The organism is Methylosinus sp. LW4, from assembly GCF_000379125.1.
Classification (GTDB): Bacteria; Pseudomonadota; Alphaproteobacteria; order Rhizobiales; family Beijerinckiaceae; genus Methylosinus.
Genome location: NZ_KB900626.1, coordinates 908,192 through 923,828 on the forward strand (window position 1 = coordinate 908,192; position 15,637 = coordinate 923,828).

17 protein-coding genes and 1 tRNA gene are annotated in these 15,637 nt (G+C 65.3%); 14 read left to right on the forward strand and 4 right to left on the reverse strand.

What is annotated here, in order from left to right:
- The first annotated feature begins 14 nt into the window (after window positions 1-14).
- The 4 genes from METLW4_RS23980 to METLW4_RS0104600 all read left to right on the forward strand — a co-directional run bounded on the left by METLW4_RS23980 (window position 15) and on the right by METLW4_RS0104600 (window position 4,705).
- On the forward strand, window positions 15-767 hold the full coding sequence (locus METLW4_RS23980) for an SDR family NAD(P)-dependent oxidoreductase (protein WP_043331713.1): 753 nt from the start codon (window positions 15-17) through the stop codon (window positions 765-767).
- A 124-nt stretch (window positions 768-891) separates the two neighbouring features.
- A complete protein-coding gene (locus tag METLW4_RS23985) occupies window positions 892-1,767 on the forward strand; it encodes a TIGR00282 family metallophosphoesterase (protein WP_051079654.1) in 876 nt (291 codons plus the stop codon).
- A complete protein-coding gene (ypfJ, locus tag METLW4_RS0104595) occupies window positions 1,764-2,681 on the forward strand; it encodes a KPN_02809 family neutral zinc metallopeptidase (RefSeq protein WP_018265028.1) in 918 nt (305 codons plus the stop codon). The genes METLW4_RS23985 and ypfJ overlap by 4 nt, the downstream gene beginning before the upstream one ends.
- A 113-nt stretch (window positions 2,682-2,794) precedes the next feature.
- Complete coding sequence (locus METLW4_RS0104600) at window positions 2,795-4,705, forward strand: S9 family peptidase (protein ID WP_026191248.1); 1,911 nt, start codon at window positions 2,795-2,797, stop codon at window positions 4,703-4,705.
- Between the two features lie 97 nt (window positions 4,706-4,802).
- Here the strand turns inward: METLW4_RS0104600 and METLW4_RS0104605 are convergent, their stop codons facing one another.
- Both METLW4_RS0104605 and METLW4_RS0104610 read right to left on the reverse strand, forming a co-directional pair.
- Window positions 4,803-5,333 (reverse strand): hypothetical protein, encoded by a 531-nt coding sequence (locus METLW4_RS0104605; protein WP_018265030.1) that lies wholly within the window; start codon window positions 5,331-5,333, stop codon window positions 4,803-4,805.
- A gap of 99 nt (window positions 5,334-5,432) precedes the next feature.
- Entirely contained in the window at window positions 5,433-6,188 is a 756-nt protein-coding gene (locus METLW4_RS0104610) for a hypothetical protein (RefSeq protein ID WP_026191249.1), read from the reverse strand.
- Window positions 6,189-6,346: 158 nt separating this feature from the next.
- Here METLW4_RS0104610 and METLW4_RS0104615 point away from each other — a divergent pair, with 158 nt between their 5' ends.
- Window positions 6,347-6,580 carry a hypothetical protein gene (locus METLW4_RS0104615; protein WP_018265032.1) on the forward strand — a complete coding sequence of 78 codons (234 nt, stop codon included), beginning with the start codon at window positions 6,347-6,349 and terminating at the stop codon, window positions 6,578-6,580.
- A gap of 33 nt (window positions 6,581-6,613) precedes the next feature.
- Here the strand turns inward: METLW4_RS0104615 and METLW4_RS0104620 are convergent, their stop codons facing one another.
- Window positions 6,614-7,282 carry a glutathione S-transferase family protein gene (locus METLW4_RS0104620; protein ID WP_026191250.1) on the reverse strand — a complete coding sequence of 223 codons (669 nt, stop codon included), beginning with the start codon at window positions 7,280-7,282 and terminating at the stop codon, window positions 6,614-6,616.
- Window positions 7,283-7,407: 125 nt separating this feature from the next.
- On the opposite strand from METLW4_RS0104620, the gene METLW4_RS0104625 reads away from it, so the two are divergent.
- The 3 genes from METLW4_RS0104625 to mtnA all read left to right on the forward strand — a co-directional run bounded on the left by METLW4_RS0104625 (window position 7,408) and on the right by mtnA (window position 10,662).
- Window positions 7,408-8,625: a polyhydroxyalkanoate depolymerase gene (locus METLW4_RS0104625; RefSeq protein ID WP_026191251.1), complete on the forward strand. Its 1,218-nt coding sequence runs from the start codon at window positions 7,408-7,410 to the stop codon at window positions 8,623-8,625.
- Between the two features lie 536 nt (window positions 8,626-9,161).
- Complete coding sequence (locus METLW4_RS0104630) at window positions 9,162-9,452, forward strand: hypothetical protein (protein WP_018265035.1); 291 nt, start codon at window positions 9,162-9,164, stop codon at window positions 9,450-9,452.
- Window positions 9,453-9,573: 121 nt separating this feature from the next.
- A complete protein-coding gene (mtnA, locus tag METLW4_RS0104635) occupies window positions 9,574-10,662 on the forward strand; it encodes an S-methyl-5-thioribose-1-phosphate isomerase (RefSeq protein WP_026191252.1) in 1,089 nt (362 codons plus the stop codon).
- A 246-nt stretch (window positions 10,663-10,908) separates the two neighbouring features.
- Here mtnA and METLW4_RS0104640 read toward each other — a convergent pair whose 3' ends face one another.
- On the reverse strand, window positions 10,909-11,559 hold the full coding sequence (locus tag METLW4_RS0104640; RefSeq protein ID WP_018265037.1) for a class II aldolase/adducin family protein: 651 nt from the start codon (window positions 11,557-11,559) through the stop codon (window positions 10,909-10,911).
- A 92-nt stretch (window positions 11,560-11,651) separates the two neighbouring features.
- Between METLW4_RS0104640 and hslV the strand changes: the two genes are divergently transcribed.
- The 6 genes from hslV to METLW4_RS26290 all read left to right on the forward strand — a co-directional run bounded on the left by hslV (window position 11,652) and on the right by METLW4_RS26290 (window position 15,632).
- Window positions 11,652-12,218, forward strand: coding sequence for an ATP-dependent protease subunit HslV (hslV, locus tag METLW4_RS0104645; RefSeq protein ID WP_018265038.1), 567 nt, complete (start codon window positions 11,652-11,654; stop codon window positions 12,216-12,218).
- Between the two features lie 19 nt (window positions 12,219-12,237).
- On the forward strand, window positions 12,238-13,545 hold the full coding sequence (hslU, locus tag METLW4_RS0104650; protein ID WP_018265039.1) for an ATP-dependent protease ATPase subunit HslU: 1,308 nt from the start codon (window positions 12,238-12,240) through the stop codon (window positions 13,543-13,545).
- A gap of 120 nt (window positions 13,546-13,665) precedes the next feature.
- Window positions 13,666-13,741 (forward strand) — tRNA-Ala (locus METLW4_RS0104655).
- Window positions 13,742-13,931: 190 nt separating this feature from the next.
- Window positions 13,932-14,240 carry a hypothetical protein gene (locus METLW4_RS23990; protein ID WP_018265040.1) on the forward strand — a complete coding sequence of 103 codons (309 nt, stop codon included), beginning with the start codon at window positions 13,932-13,934 and terminating at the stop codon, window positions 14,238-14,240.
- Complete coding sequence (locus tag METLW4_RS0104665; RefSeq protein ID WP_018265041.1) at window positions 14,237-14,449, forward strand: type II toxin-antitoxin system HicA family toxin; 213 nt, start codon at window positions 14,237-14,239, stop codon at window positions 14,447-14,449. The genes METLW4_RS23990 and METLW4_RS0104665 overlap by 4 nt, the downstream gene beginning before the upstream one ends.
- 67 nt (window positions 14,450-14,516) lie before the next feature.
- Window positions 14,517-15,632, forward strand: a complete 1,116-nt coding sequence (locus tag METLW4_RS26290; RefSeq protein ID WP_018265042.1) for an acyltransferase family protein — start codon at window positions 14,517-14,519, stop codon at window positions 15,630-15,632.
- Window positions 15,633-15,637 lie beyond the last annotated feature (5 nt).

Consider the following 15,637-nt stretch of genomic DNA (forward strand, 5'->3'; position numbering starts at 1 on the left):
TCAGGAGAGCGCTCATGTCCATTGTCGACTCGAGGGACGCCGCCGCCCGCGTCGTTCTTATAACCGGAGCCACTGCCGGCATGGGGCTCGAAATCGCGCGTCAGTTGGCGGCGAAAGGGTTGAAGGTCGTCATCGGCGCGCGCGACGTCGAGCGCGGCGACTCGATCACGATGGAACTTCGTGCAGGGGGAGGGGATGTCGTCGCGCTCGCGCTGGACGTCACCGATTCCGCCGGCGTTGTGCAGGCCGCGATCCGGCTCGCCGGCGAGATTGGTCGGCTGGACGTGCTGATCAACAATGCGGGGATCGCCAGGGATCAGCACAAGCGTCCGACGGAAACGACATTGCAGGATTTTCGCGAGACCTATGAGACGAACGTCTTCAGCGTGGCCATGGTGACGAACGCGTTTCTGCCGTTGCTCATGAAATCGGACGACGCTCGCATCATAAATCAATCCGCCTTGCTCGGCTCACACAGCATGACAGCGCGCATGGAGCCGCCTCTGGTGAAGCTCAATTGGCTCGCCTACAATAGCTCGAAAGCGGCGCTGAATTCGCTCACGCTGGAATATGCGAAGCATTTGAGAGAGACCTCGGTCAAAGTCTATGCGACCTCGCCGGGGCAGGTCGCGACCGCGCTCAATGGTTATCGCGCGGGCGGGGTGACGTCGGCGGAGGGCGCCGAAGTCGCCGTGCGTCTCGCGACGCTCGACCCGGCGCCGCCGAGCGGCGGCTTCTGGGGGCCTGCCGGGCGACTGGACTGGTAGAGTCCCCGCGCGCCGAAAATTGCTCCCCGTCCCATTGCGCTATATGGAACATCGGAGCTTTCCCTCCGGTCCCGCGAGCGTTCTCATGCCCCATTCCACCGATCATTCGTCGAGCGAGCGCGGGATGCGCCTCCTCTTCATCGGCGATGTGGTGGGCAGGGCCGGGCGCAAGGCGATACAGGAGCGGCTGCCGGAGCTGCGCCGTCGCTGGGCGCTCGATTTCATCGTCGTCAATGGCGAGAACGCCGCCGGCGGCTTCGGCATAACCGAGGCCATTTGCGACGAGATGCTCGCCGCCGGCGCCGATTGCATCACCACCGGCAATCACGCCTTCGATCAGCGCGAGGCGCTGGTCTTCATCGAGCGCCAGCCGCGGCTGCTGCGCCCGGTGAATTATCCGCCCGGCACGCCGGGCCGCGGGGCCAATCTCTACACGGCCGAGAACGGCCGTCAGGTGCTGGTGGTGAACGTCCAGGGCCGCGTTTTCATGGATGCGCTGGACGACCCTTTCGCCGCCATTGAGCGGGAAGTGGGCGCCTGTCCGCTGGGCATGGCTTGCGACGCGCTCATCGTCGACATACATGCCGAAACGTCCAGCGAGAAAATGGCCATGGGCCATTTCGTCGACGGACGCGCCTCTCTGGTGGTGGGCACGCACACCCATGTGCCGACGGCGGACGGGCAGATCCTGCCCCATGGCACGGCCTATATGACCGACGCCGGCATGACCGGAGACTATGATTCGGTCATCGGCATGGAGAAGGAGGAGCCGCTGCGCCGCTTCACGCGCAAAACGCCGGGCGCCCGTTTCGAGCCCGCCCAGGGCGAGGCGACGCTCTGCGGCGTCGCGGTGGAGCTTTCGGCCGACGGCCTCGCGCGGCGCATAGCCCCGGTGCGGATCGGCGGCCGGCTGGCGCAGGCCAAGCCGGACTTCTGGCAGGAGGAGGACGAGGCCCGGGCAGGGCGGCTCGTCGAAGCGATCGGAGCGCCAAGGCGATGAGATGGGATCAGCTCGGCCAGTCCGACAACATCGAGGATCGACGCAGCCAGGATTACGCCGACGCCGGCGCGGGGCCGAGCTTCGGCGGCGGCGGCGGGCTCGGTCTCGGCACGATCGTCATTCTCGGCGTCCTCGCCTATGCGTTCGGCATAAATCCGGCGCTGCTGATCGGCGGCGCGGAAGTGCTCAGTAATATGCGCGGCGGCGGACAGGTGGCGCAGCAGCGGCTCGACCGCCCGACGCGTCAGGCGCCGACGGGCGCGCCGGCCGATCGCCAAGGCCAGTTCATTTCCGCCGTGCTCGCCGGCAATGAGCGCGTGTGGTCGCAGATTTTGCCCGAGCAGAAAGGGATTCGCTTCGACCCCGCGCGGCTCGTGCTGTTCAACGGCGTCACCGGCTCGGCCTGCGGACGCGCGCAATCGGCGATGGGGCCCTTCTATTGCCCGATCGACCGGAAAATCTATCTCGACACCTCGTTTTTCCGCGACATGGATCGCCGCTTCGGCGGCGGCGGCGATTTCGCCTACGCTTATGTGATCTCCCATGAGATGGGCCATCACATCGAGAATCTGCTCGGCATTCTGCCCAAGGTTCAACGCGCGCAGCAGATGGCGTCGAGCCGCTCCGAGTCCAATAATCTCTCGGTCCGCGTCGAGCTGATGGCCGATTGCCTCTCCGGCGTCTGGGCCGCGCACGCCGATCAGAATTGGAAGATTCTCGAGAAGGGCGACATAGAAAAAGCCATCAACACTGCGCAGGCGATCGGCGACGATCGTCTCCAGCGTTCCGCGCAGGGCTATGCGGTGCCGGACAGCTTTACCCATGGCTCCTCGGCGCAGCGCGTCGAATGGTTCCAGCGCGGTCTGCAGACCGGCAAGATCGACGCCTGCAATACATTCACGGCGCAGCGCTGACATTGTTGGACTGAGACGCGAGCCTGAAGGCTCGCGGTCCAGAGCGCGCCATGGGCCGCGAGCCTTCAGGCTCGCTCTTCGAAGCGATTTCGATTTTGCGGAGATCGATTGCAATGCCCGACCAGCTTATTCCCAGAGCGCATCTTTTCGGCAATCCGGCCAAGGCGGGAACGCGGCTGAGCCCGGACGGGAGGCGGCTCGCCTGGCTGCAGCCCGATGCGGGCGTGCTCAATATTTTCGTCGCGCCGCTCGATCGCCTCGAGGATGCGCGCGTCGTCACCCATGATCGCAAGCGCGGCGTGCGGGACTTCTCCTGGGCCTATGACGGCCACAGCCTGCTCTATATGCAGGACGAGGGCGGCGACGAGAATTTTCACGTCTATGTCGTCGACGCCGAGGGTGGACCCGCGCGCGATCTCACGCCTTTCGAGGGCGTCGCCGCGCGCGTCAGCGGAACCAGTCGCAAGATTCGTGATCGAATCCTTCTTTCGATCAACCGCCGCGACAAGCGCTTTCACGATCTCTATTCGGCGATCCTCGCCACCGGCGAATTGACGCTGGTGCAAGAAAATCCAGGCTTCGCCGGCTTCATCCATGACGATGATCTCACGCCGCGCCTCGCGCTGCGCAGAGGCAAGGATGGAAGCAGCGAAATATTGCGTCCCGACGGCGCCGGCGGCTGGAGCCGATGGATCCTCTTTTCGCCGGAGGATGCGCGCACATCGTCGCCGCTGCATCTCGACGCCGCGGCGAAGACGCTGTTCTTGCGCGACAGCCGCGGGCGCGACAAGGCGGCGCTGTTTCGCGTCGATGTCGCCACCGGCGAGACCAGGCTCATCGCCGAGAGCGACAAGGCCGATCTCGGTCATGTCATCGCCGATCGCAATAGCTATGAGCCGCTCGCCTATAGCGTCGAGCGCGAGCGTTTCGAATATGTCGCGCTCGACGATCGCATAAAGGCGGATATCGACTTTCTGAACGGGCGCGACATCGGCGATTGGAGCATCGGCAGCCGCACCGAGGATGATTCTCTCTGGACCGTCTCGGCGCAATCCGACACCAGCCCGGCCGCTTCCTATCTCTATGATCGCCGCGCGAAGAGCCTGCGCCTGCTGCATCATGCGCGGCCGCAGCTCATCGGCGCGCCGCTGCAGCCCATGCGCCCGGTGACGATCAAATCGCGCGATGGGCTCGATCTCATCTGCTATCTCACTTTGCCGCAGACGGCGGAGGCGAAGGCGCCGCAGCCCATGGTGCTCTATGTCCATGGCGGACCGTGGGGGCGCGATTCCTTCGGCTATAACGCCGCGCATCAATGGCTCGCCAATCGCGGCTATGCTGTGCTCAGCGTGAATTTCCGCGCCTCGACTGGGCTCGGAAAGGCCTTCGTCAACGCCGGCGATCACGAATGGGGCCGGCGCATGGACGATGATCTCCTCGACGCCGTCGATTGGGCGATAAGGCAGGGCGTCGCCGATATGAGCCGCATTGCCATTATGGGCGGCAGCTATGGCGGCTACGCCACTCTCGTCGGCCTCACGCGCAATCCGCAGCGCTATGCTTGCGGCGTCGATGTCGTCGGCCCGTCCAATCTCGAGACGTTGATCGCAACCATTCCGCCCTATTGGGAATCTGCGCGCGCGCAATTGGTGAAGGCGCTCGGCGATCCGGCGACGGAGGAGGGCCGCGCGCTGCTGCGCGAGCGCTCTCCGCTCCATGCTGCGGATCGTCTCGCCAAGCCGTTGCTGATCGCGCAAGGCGCCAATGATCCGCGCGTGAAAAAAGCCGAGGCCGAGCAGATGGTCGCGGCGCTGGAAGCCAAGAAGATTCCCGTCGCCTATCTGCTCTATCCCGATGAGGGCCATGGCTTTGCGCGGCCGGAGAATGCGCTCTCCTATCACGCTGTCGCGGAGAATTTCCTCGCTCGTCATCTCGGCGGCCGCGCCGAGCCGGTGCGCGCGGAGGAGCTTTCCGCGAGCAGCGTGAAGATAGAGAAAGGCGCGTCGGAACTGGCGCTGCCGTAGCAGCCGCTTCGCCATTGGACGAGAGCGAGCCTGAAGGCTCGCTGTCCGACGCGCGCCATGGACCGCGAGCCTTCAGGCTCGCATCCGAGAATCCATGTCAGATCGCGCGGCGGGCTTTCGTCGTCAGCTCGGTCGCGCGCAGCTTTTTGGCGAGCGTCGCCAGATCGCCGGCGGCGCCGAAATCCTCACGCCGTGCGACGAGGCCCACCGCTTCCGCCAGCCGTGGCGCGATGCGCGTCAGCAGCGAGCTGGGCGCCGCGCGCAGCACCAGCGCGCGGCCCTGCTCGCCATAGGACAGAGCGTCGCGCAATTCATCGACGAAGCCGCGCTCCGGCGCATGGCCGGCGCGCAGAACCAGCACATCGGGATAGCGCATCGCCGGCAGCGCGCGGGCGAGGCCGGAACGCGCGTCGACGGCTTCCACCAGCCCGCAGCCCGCCTCCTCGGCGATGATTCCGAGACCGGAGTCCGGCGGCCCCACCAGCACGGCGTCGGCGACGAGGCCGGCGACGCAGGCGTCGATGAGCGAGGCCAGCGTGCGCACGATCGCGTCGCGCTCGGCCGATTCCCGGGCGCGCCCGCCCGTCGCCGGGGGCGTGTCGAATGCGAGTATGACGGCCGAGAGCATGAGCGTCGCCAGAGAGAGCGCCTATCGTAAGACGCTCATATCCCACATTTTCGCCCTGCTCGGCAAATGCGCCGCGTCAGCCCCGCCGAATGCGTCGCGTCAGCTTCGCAACGAGTCGAATGTCGAGCCGATCTCGGCGGCGTCGAAATCCGCTATGGCCGCGGGCAGCAGCGGGTCCTCGCCCGCGATCCAGCGCCGCTCGGCGTCGGCGTCGTCGAGCGCTATGGCGACGGCGCCATTGAGCTCATAGAGGCGCCAGGCGAGGCCGGCCGAGCGCAGCGAGGACATCATCGCATTCTGCACCATGCTGCGGACCATGAGATGCGGCGTCGAGACGGCGGTGTCGGCGTCATGGCCGCTGGTCGCGGCGATGCAGGCGTTCTTGTCATAGGAGGCGTGGCCGCGGCAGGCGAGCGGCCGCAGCCGATAGAGCAGGCAGAGGCCCGCCTCTATGTAAGGGCAGGGCTGGCGCAGCGCCATGCGCGCGTTCTCCGAGCAGCCATTGGCGAATGCGTTGATCGCCCCTATGCGCCCCGGCAGATCGACGCCGCGCTGCGCCAGCGCGCGCTGATTGGCGTTGACGAAACGCGCGATGAGAAACACCTCCGGCGCCGTGGCGACGACGCGCAGCACGCAGCAGGCGGGGCAATCGCCGGCGCAGGCGATGGCCGGCGCGCCCTCCGTCTGAATGGCGAGATTGCCCTCGAAGCTGTCGAAGGCCTGGAGGCACAGCGCGCCGATGAACTCCGGCCGCGCGCGGCGCTCGCGGATCGTCGCGTCGAAGGCGTCGGCCATAGCGTTGAAGAAGGAGGAGGGGCCGTCGGAGGTCGGGTCGGTCGGGGTCGGCTCGGTCATGGGCGCGCTCAGGTCGTGGCTCTCGTTCATGTTATGTAAACATGATACATAACGATGAGCAAGCCGCCGAGTCCCCCAAAATGTCGGCGGCTGGAACTCGCATCCTGCTCGCGCGTTTTCTACCGCTTCGGGGCCGGGCGCGTAAAGGGGAGGACGTCATGGGACGAAACCTGTCGAAACTGGCCGCGGCCGCCGTCGCGGCCTTCGGCGTCGCCGGCGCCGCGCAGGCGCATAATGATTTCACCGATCGCGCGGAATATTACGCCGCCACGCCGCAGGCCCCGGCCTATTACGAGCCGCAATATTATTATGCTTATCCGAGCTATGCGGAGCCGTATTATTCAGGGCGCTCGATCTATGTCGCGCCCCGGCGCAGGTGGCGCGATCGATAGGCGGGGATGTCTAAAGAGCGCGAGGCGAGAGTTTTAAAACTCGACCTCGAGCTCCTCGATCTCTTCCTTCTCGAGCTGCGCGGCCGCGATCCATTCCTGCATCGCGGGCAATTCGAAAATGCGGTCGCAATAGGCTTGGCTGACGTCGTCCAGCGGAACGTCGTAAGTGCGAAAGCGCGTCGCCACCGGCGCGTACATGGCGTCGGCCATGGAGAGCTGGCCGAAGAGATAAGGCCCGCCATAGGTCTCGAGGCATTCGCGCCAGATCTGCGTGACGCGCGCGATGTCGCCTTGCGCCTTCGACCAGACCTTGAACTTGGGGAAATGGCCTTTCAGATTCATCGGCAGCGCCGAGCGCAGCGATGTGAAGCCCGAGTGAATCTCGCCGCAAATGGAGCGGCAATGCGCGCGGCGCATGCGATCGGCCGGCAATAGTCCCGCTGTCGGCGCGATCTCGTTCAAGAACTCTCCGATCGCCAGAGTGTCCCAAATTTTCGCGCCATCATGCGTGAGGCATGGCACGAGGATGGAGGGCGACAGCAGAAGTATTTCCGCGCGCGCCGCGACGTCGTCGGGGCTGACGACGATTTCCTCGAAAGCGACGCCGGAAAGCTTGGCCATCAGCCAGCCCCGCAAGGACCAAGACGAATAGTTTTTGCTGCTGATCGTGAGCGTCGTCGTCGCCGCCGTTTTCGCCGCCATGAGAAACGCTTCCTCCTTTTCCTTTGGTGGACTGTGCAGCAAGCGCTGTGCCATGCTAGAGCCCGTCCATGGCACGGGGCTTGCTCGACCTGCCCCATCGGTAACGGAAGGTTTCGCTCAGCCGCATGATGTATGACGCATATCAGAGCTACGCCGACGTGAGCAATCGACTTCGTCTGGCGGCGGCGAGCGGCGAGCGACTGGCTCGCCTATGGAAATCGACGCCTTACGCGTCGCCTTTGCGGTGCTTCGAGGCTTATTGCGAGCTGGTCTCGCTGCTCGGCTTCACGCATGTGCGTCCCGACTATGGCGTCACGCAGATCACGACGCACAATGGCGCCGTCATCGACGTGATAGAAGAGCCGGTCTATTCGACGCCCTTCTGCCAGCTGCTGCGCTTCGTGCGCAAGGATGCGGAAAATCTCCCGCGCGTGCTGCTCGTCGCGCCAATGTCCGGGCATTTCGCGACTCTGCTGCGCGGCACGATCCGCACGCTCGCGCAGGACCACGACGTCTATGTCACCGACTGGATCAACACGCGCGACATTCCGCTCTCGCAGGGCGTTTTCGGCATGGACGAGTTCGTCCAGCATCTGATCGATTTTCTGCGCTTCCTCGGCCCGCCCGCCCATGTCGTCGCGGTCTGCCAGCCGACGGTCGCCGCGCTCTCCGCCGTCTCGATAATGGCCGAGGACAATGACCCCGCGCAGCCGGCGAGCCTGACGCTGATGGCCGGACCGCTCGATGTCAGCGTGTCGCCGACCAAGGTCAATGAATTCGCCGTCTCCAAGCCGATCGAATGGTTCCACAATAATGTGATCGGCACCGTGCCGCGCATGCTGCCGGGGGCGGGGCGGCGCGTCTATCCCGGCTTTCTGCAAATCTCCGGCTTCATGAGCATGAACGCCGAGCGCCACGCCAACGCTTTCATCGATCTCTTCCGCCACCGCGTCGAAGGCGATCACGAGAAGGCGGACCGCATCCGCACCTTCTATGAGGAATATTTCGCGATCATGGACCTCGATGCGGATTTCTATCTGCAGACGATCGAGACCGTCTTCCATAAAAATGCCCTTTCTGCGGGCAGTCTGCTCTTTAAAGGGCGAAAGGTGACGCCGCGCGCGATCAAGAAGACCTTCCTGCTCACGGTGGAGGGCGAGAAGGACGATATTTGCGCCGTGGGCCAGACGCTCGCCGCTCAGGATATGTGCAGCGGCCTGCGTCCCTATATGAAGTCGCACCATTTGCAGGCCGGCGTCGGACATTATGGCGTCTTCAACGGCAAGCGCTGGGACAATCAGATCTACCCTGTGGTGCGCGACCACATTCAAAACAGCCTGTGAGCGGGCGAAGGCTGCGCTTGCCGCGCCTTCGCTGAAGAAGCCTCTTTGAGCAAAGTGGCGAGATGATCGGCGCGGATATTTGTCCGCGGCGGGCGCGGGCCTGTCTCCATCGGAACGCCAAATCGGCAGGCGCTCAAGGCGCGCGGCGAGGCCGCTCCAACCGTTGTATCGACAACCAGCACACCGGCGCCGGACCAGCCGAGGCCGGGCTGTGACAAATTGTTGCAGGGCGTCACGGCGGCGCCGCAAGGGCGCGAGGAGGGCTTTCGGCGGGGGTGGATGGTCTCATATAAATATTTGAATTATAATATAATATATAGGTTGTTGAGGCCTCGTGAAGGTTACTGGATCATTGCCTTCCTCTATAGCCCGACGGGAATTTTTCCTTGAAATTTTTGTGCGGCGCAATATTCTAAGTTCACTGAATTTCGGCCCGCTCCGTCGAGCATCGTTCCCGAGCCGCGCCGCCGGAATCGTAATTTAGAGAAGCCTTCCGACCGGTTCGACCGTGGCTGCGAAGGCGAGACGAGGTCACTATGGAATCGATCAAGACTTGGTTTCAGGACTGGTCCGACGCCTGCGAATACGCCAAGGAATGCGCGCCCGACCTGTCTTTCCTCCCCGGCGAGCCCTTCACCGCGCTTTTCGGCATTGCCGCCGTCTGTTTCCTCGTCTGGTGGTGGAACGAGCGTTCCCTGCGCGCCAAATTGGCGATCGTCGCCAGCGCCTGGGCCGCGCCGCTGCAGGTCGAGGCTCCCGCGAGCCCGGTCGCCGCTCCTGACCGCGCATGGGCTCTCACCCCGGCCGCTCTGAAGCGCGCCGCTTGATCTCACCCGGCGGGCGGCGGCGCGAAAGCGCAGGCCGCCCGATCGCTTTCGGGCGAGAGGTCGACAGGGCGGCGGCCATAGGCTAGGCGTGGAGCAGGACTCCGCCGGATACGCCGCCGCGATGCGCATCGACTCACGCCATTACCGCACCATCTGGGAAAACGCCGACGGTAGCGTCGAGGCGATCGACCAGATCAAGCTCCCCCACAGATTCGAGACCAAAAGGCTCGCCTCGCTCGACGACGCCGTCGCCGCGATCGCGACCATGGTCGTGCGCGGCGCGCCGCTGATCGGCGTCACCGGCGCTTATGGGCTGGCGCTCGCCGCGGCCGTCGATCCGAGCGACTCGGCGCTGGAGGAGGCCCATGCGCGACTCGCCGCGGCGCGCCCCACGGCCGTCAATTTGCGCTGGGCGCTCGACCGCATGCGTAGGCTGCTGCTTTCCGCGGCGCCCTCGGACCGGCGCGCGCTGGCCTTCGGTGAGGCGGCGGCCATCGCCGATGAGGACGCGCTCTGCTGCGAGGCGATCGCCGACCATGGCGCGACGCTGATCTGCGCCGCCGCCGCCGAGCATCCGGGCCGGCCGGTCAATATTCTCACCCATTGCAACGCCGGCTGGCTCGCCGCCGTCGATTGGGGCACGGCGCTCGCGCCCATCTACAAGGCGGCGCGCGATGGAATCGATCTGCATGTGTGGGTCGACGAGACGCGGCCGCGCAATCAAGGCGCGAGCCTCACCGCCTTCGAGCTTTCGGGCGAAGGGATTCCCCACACCGTCATCGCCGACAACACCGGCGGCCATCTGATGCAGCACGGGCTCGTCGATCTGTGCATCGTCGGCAGCGACCGCACGACGCGCATCGGCGATGTCTGCAACAAGATCGGCACCTATCTGAAGGCGCTCGCCGCGCATGACAATGGCGTGCCTTTCTACGTCGCGCTGCCGAGTTCGACGATCGATTGGTCGATGCGCGACGGCGTCGCCGAAATCCCGATCGAGCAGCGCGATGCGAGCGAGGTGACGCATATCTCCGGCCTCGCCGACAATGGCGCAGTGACGCGCGTGCAAGTGACGCCGAAGGGCTCGCCCGCCGCCAATTACGCCTTCGACGTGACGCCTGCGCGCCTCGTCGGCGCGCTGATAACGGAGCGCGGCGTGTGCGCCGCGAGCGAGGCCGGACTGCGCGGATTGTTTCCTGATTTAGCGTAGCCGAGGTTCGCGATTCCTTCTCCCACTTGTGGGAGAAGGTGGCCCGGCCATAGGGTGTCCGCGAGGACGCCCGTCGTAAACAACGGGCTTTGGCCGGGTCGGATGAGGGTCCGATGTGATCTGATACTAATCTTTATCTTCGCTTTTCGAATACGAACCGCAGCTTCATCCGCCCTCATCCGACCCTCGCTGACGCGAGGGCCACCTTCTCCCGCAAGCGGGAGAAGGATGCGCAGCGACGCGATTTCACTTAACGGACTTCAATCCGTAATTCTCGAAACGCGCGATCTCGCTCTCTATCTCCGCCTCGGAGATCAGCGCCGGCTCGCCGGCCATGCGCGCGAGATAATAGAGCTGCGCCAGCGCCTCCAATTCCACGGCGCGCCACATTGCGCGCTCCAATCCTTCGCCGAGCGCGATCATGCCGTGATTGCCGAGCAGCACGCCATGCGCGCGGCCCAATCCTTCCACCGCGAGATCAGAGAGCGCCTGCGAGCCGAAAGGCGCGTAATCCGTGCAGCGAATGCGCGACGTTCGGAAAATCCCGATCATATAATGCACGGGCGGAATCTCGCGCCGCAGCGCGGCGAGCGTCGTCGCATAGGTCGAATGCGCATGCACGACGGCCTGCACATCCGGCCTCGCGCGTAAGATGTCGCGATGCATGCGCCATTCGCTGGAGGGCGCGAGCGGCCCTTGCGACTCGCCATCGCTCGCGAGCGGCATGCGCGCGATCATCTGCGGGGTCATTGTGGCGTAGGAGATTCCACTCGGCGTGATCAGCATGGCGTCGCCGTCGCGCGCCGAAATATTGCCGGCGGTTCCGTGATTGAGGCCGAGCGCGTTCATGCTCCGCGCCGCCTCGACGATCGCCTTGCGCTTGCTCTCTTCGGTCATGATCGGGGCTCCCCTGCGCCGCGGGCGCGCCCCTTGCCGAGCGGCGCCGCAGTCCCTACATCCGCAAGACTCTTTTTCCAGCCGAGGCTCGGATGACACAAGAACAAAATACGAAACCGGCGAGCTGGCACGCGACGACCATCGTTCTGGTGAAAAAGAACGGCAAGACCGTCATCGCGGGCGACGGACAAGTGAGCCTCGGCCAGACCATCGTCAAGGCGAACGCCAAGAAGGTGCGGCGTCTCGGCAAGGGCGATGTGATCGCGGGTTTCGCCGGCGCGACGGCCGACGCCTTCACTCTGTTCGAGCGGCTCGAGGGCAAGCTCGAGCAATATCCCGGGCAATTGACGCGCGCTTGCGTGGAGCTCGCCAAGGATTGGCGCATGGACCGCTATCTGCGCCGGCTCGAGGCGATGATGCTGGTCGCCGATCGCGAGGTGGGGCTGACGCTGACCGGCGCCGGCGACGTGCTGGAGCCGGAAGCCTTCGAGCATGGCTCGGTGGCGGCGATCGGCTCCGGCGGCAATTATGCGCTGGCCGCGGCGCGCGCGCTGCTCGATCAGCCGATAGAGGCGGATGTGATCGCCAAGCGCGCGATGGAGATCGCCGCCGACATCTGCGTCTACACCAATCGCAACATCGTGCTCGAATCGATCTGAGCTTCTCCGAGGAACTGATATGGCCGATTTTTCCCCGCGCGAGATCGTCTCGGAACTCGACCGATTCATCGTCGGACAGAAGGACGCCAAGCGCGCCGTCGCCATTGCGCTGCGCAATCGCTGGCGCAGGCTGCGCCTCGAAGGCTCCATGCGCGAAGAGGTGCTGCCCAAGAACATATTGATGATCGGTCCCACCGGCTGCGGCAAGACCGAGATCGCGCGGCGTCTCGCCAAGCTCGCCAATGCGCCCTTCCTCAAGATAGAGGCGACGAAATTCACCGAGGTCGGCTATGTCGGCCGCGATGTCGAGCAGATCGTCCGCGATCTCGTCGAGGTGGCGATTTTGCTGGTGAAGGAGCGCCGGCGCAAGGATGTCGAGGCCAAGGCTCAGCTAGCGGCCGAGGAGCGCGTGCTCGATTCGCTCGTCGGCCCGGCGGCCTCGCCGGCGACGCGCGATTCCTTCCGCAAGAAGCTGCGCGCCGGCGAGCTGGACGATAAGGAGATAGAGGTCGAGCTGGCGCAATCGGGGCCGCAGGTTCCGATGTTCGAGCTGCCGAACATGCCCGGCGCCAGCGTCTCCGCCTTCTCCATCGGCGATATTTTCGGCAAGGCGTTTCAGGGCCGGCCGAAGCGCCGCAAAATGCTGGTGAAGGAGGCCCATGGCCCGCTGCTCGCCGAGGAGAGCGACAAGCTCATCGATCAGGAGGAGAGCATCCGCGAGGCGATTTCCGAGGTCGAGAACAATGGGATCGTCTTCCTCGACGAGATGGACAAGATCTGCGCCCGCGAGGGCAGGGGCGGGGCCGACGTCTCGCGCGAAGGCGTGCAGCGCGACCTGCTGCCGCTGATCGAAGGCACCACGGTCGCGACCAAGCACGGGCCGGTGAAGACCGACCATGTGCTGTTCATCGCCTCCGGCGCTTTCCATGTCGCCAAGCCCTCCGATCTCCTGCCGGAACTGCAGGGCCGCCTGCCGATCAGAGTGGAGCTCGCCTCGCTGGATGAGGAGGATTTCCGCCGCATTCTCACCGAGACCGAGGCCTGCCTCACCAAGCAATATGTGGCGCTGCTGGCGACGGAGGGAGTCGCGCTGGAGATCGCGCCGTCGGCGGTGGACGCCATCGCCCGCGTCGCGGTGCAGGTGAATTCCTCGGTGGAGAACATAGGCGCGCGCCGCCTGCAGACGGTGATGGAGCGCGTGCTGGACGAGGTGAGCTTCTCCGCCTCCGACCGGGCCGGCGAGACGGTGACGATCGACGGCGCCTATGTGGAGGAGCATATCGGCGACCTCGCCAAGAACCGTGATTTGAGCCGCTTCATTCTCTGACGAGAAAGGACGAAAAGCGGGCTTGCGGCGCGCGGCGGGCTGCACTATACAGCCCTCGCGCTGCAGCGGCGACGCCGCGGTTCGCCCCGCCCTCACCCCAGAGAGGGCGGCGACAAAAGTGGGGCCATAGCTCAGTTGGGAGAGCGCTTCAATGGCATTGAAGAGGTCGTCGGTTCGATTCCGTCTGGCTCCACCAAAGACATCCCGCAGCTCGATCAGCATAAGAGCGCGACCGTTACGGTCGGAAGCTACGGCCAGCTCGGAGCCGATGGCGCCGCGCCTGAGCGTTGCCAAAGCGAGCGCGGCGCTGATAGCTTCTCGAGGATCGGCGGGACACTAGCTTCTCAGAGAGAGTTCTAGGAACTCGATTCGGAAAGGGTCCGAAGATGCGCGATCTCCTTTGCTTCGCTCACGGCCGAGCTGGCGAGTGGGAGGGCGTTTGCCTCGAGTTCGACCTCGCCGTTCAAGGCCGCAGCTTCAATGAGGTTCGGGAAGCCCTCGAGGACGCCGTTCGCGACTATGTCGCCGCGGCGAGCGACGAGGACGAGGCCACGCGCGCGAAGCTGCTGGGCCGACGCGCGCCGCTTTGGGTGTTCCTGTCCTGGACGGCGCGAGTCGTGTGGTCGGCTCGGCGCCATTGGCGCGCCGGCGACGGCGACACCTCGGCGTCCTTCCCCGTGGCCTGTCCGGCGTGACATTCGATGCGTTCATTCGGATATTGGAGCTGAATGGCTTCGCTCTCCATCGTCAGGGAAAGGGTTCACATGCGATCTACCGAGGCGAGGTCGATGGCGAGGTCCGCCTCGTGACGATCGCAGCGCATCGGCTGAGCGACGATATCAAGCCCGGCACGCTGGCGTCGATGATCCGGCAATCGGGTCTGCCCAAGAAGCATTTTCGTTGAACGTCCCAGCTGGAGAGCCGGCCTGATTGTCCAAACGAGGACGACGAACGGCCAATCGCAAAACCCCATGCAGCAGTCTCCAAAGCCTCGTCTCCAGCATCTCGACATGCTGCGCGGTCTCTGCGCGCTCGGCGTGGTGGTCAGCCATTTGCGGGCGCTGCTCGTCGTTCCTTACGCCGAGGCGGCGCGGCATGGGCTCCTCGACAAGTTTCTCTTCACGCTCGGCGGTCTCGGCCATGAATGCGTGATCGCCTTTTTCGCGCTCAGCGGCTTTCTCGTCGGCGGCTCCACTCTCGCGGCGATGCGCGCGGGGCGCTTCTCCTGGGCGGATTACGGCGCCGCGCGGCTCTCGCGGCTGTGGACCGTGCTGATTCCCGCGCTGGCGCTCACCGCGCTCTGGGACTTCGCCGGCGCGGCGCTCGGCCCCGCCGGCGCCTATCAGGGCGCGCTGGCGGCGGTGCTGCCGAGCGGACCGACGCCCGCCGAACCGGCGAATCATTCGCTCGCGACGCTGCTGGGAAATGTATTTTTTCTGCAGACGATCGAGACGCCCGTCTTCGGCTCCAACCGCCCGCTGTGGAGCCTCGCCAACGAGGCTTGGTATTATCTCGCCTTCCCGCTGCTCGCCTTCGCTTTCTTCCATCGCGCGCCGCTCGTTCGGGGCCTCTGCGCCAGCGCGGGCCTGCTGACTCTGGCGCTCCTGCCGGCGGAGATCGCGCTGCTCGGCCTGCCATGGCTCGCCGGCGCGCTGGCCGCCGATCATCCGGCGCGCCCGTCGCCGGCGCGCGCGCTCGGCGGCGCGCTCGCGACCTTGGCGGCGATCGGCGTCGCCCATGCGTGGCGCAGTATTTTCGGCGATGTGATTCTCGGCTGCGCCATCGCCTACTGGCTGCGCGATCTCGCGGCCTTTCGGCCTTTCGGCGGGCTCTATGGCGGCGCGGCGCAGGGGCTCTCGGAAATTTCCTACACGCTCTACGCCGTGCATTTTCCGCTGCTGCTGATGCTGTGGTTCTGGCTGCTGGCGCCCGGCCAGAGTCAGCCGGGCGTCGCCGTCCTCTTGCGAATGGCCGCGCTGATGGCCGTCGCGCTGCTCTATGCGACGGCCGTCTGGTTCCTGTTCGAGCGTCGCACAAATGTGACGCGCGGCTGGATGCGAGGGCTGATGCGCTGGCGGCCGCTTTGAAGGCG

Coding starts and splice junctions, on each gene's coding strand:
- METLW4_RS23980 (WP_043331713.1), top strand. CDS start 15: ATGTCCATTGTCGACTCGAGGGACGCCGCCGCCCGCGTCGTTCTTATA.
- METLW4_RS23985 (WP_051079654.1), top strand. CDS start 892: ATGCGCCTCCTCTTCATCGGCGATGTGGTGGGCAGGGCCGGGCGCAAG.
- ypfJ (WP_018265028.1), top strand. CDS start 1,764: ATGAGATGGGATCAGCTCGGCCAGTCCGACAACATCGAGGATCGACGC.
- METLW4_RS0104600 (WP_026191248.1), top strand. CDS start 2,795: ATGCCCGACCAGCTTATTCCCAGAGCGCATCTTTTCGGCAATCCGGCC.
- METLW4_RS0104605 (WP_018265030.1), bottom strand. CDS start 5,333: ATGCTCTCGGCCGTCATACTCGCATTCGACACGCCCCCGGCGACGGGC.
- METLW4_RS0104610 (WP_026191249.1), bottom strand. CDS start 6,188: ATGACCGAGCCGACCCCGACCGACCCGACCTCCGACGGCCCCTCCTCC.
- METLW4_RS0104615 (WP_018265032.1), top strand. CDS start 6,347: ATGGGACGAAACCTGTCGAAACTGGCCGCGGCCGCCGTCGCGGCCTTC.
- METLW4_RS0104620 (WP_026191250.1), bottom strand. CDS start 7,282: ATGGCGGCGAAAACGGCGGCGACGACGACGCTCACGATCAGCAGCAAA.
- METLW4_RS0104625 (WP_026191251.1), top strand. CDS start 7,408: ATGATGTATGACGCATATCAGAGCTACGCCGACGTGAGCAATCGACTT.
- METLW4_RS0104630 (WP_018265035.1), top strand. CDS start 9,162: ATGGAATCGATCAAGACTTGGTTTCAGGACTGGTCCGACGCCTGCGAA.
- mtnA (WP_026191252.1), top strand. CDS start 9,574: ATGCGCATCGACTCACGCCATTACCGCACCATCTGGGAAAACGCCGAC.
- METLW4_RS0104640 (WP_018265037.1), bottom strand. CDS start 11,559: ATGACCGAAGAGAGCAAGCGCAAGGCGATCGTCGAGGCGGCGCGGAGC.
- hslV (WP_018265038.1), top strand. CDS start 11,652: ATGACACAAGAACAAAATACGAAACCGGCGAGCTGGCACGCGACGACC.
- hslU (WP_018265039.1), top strand. CDS start 12,238: ATGGCCGATTTTTCCCCGCGCGAGATCGTCTCGGAACTCGACCGATTC.
- METLW4_RS23990 (WP_018265040.1), top strand. CDS start 13,932: ATGCGCGATCTCCTTTGCTTCGCTCACGGCCGAGCTGGCGAGTGGGAG.
- METLW4_RS26290 (WP_018265042.1), top strand. CDS start 14,517: ATGCAGCAGTCTCCAAAGCCTCGTCTCCAGCATCTCGACATGCTGCGC.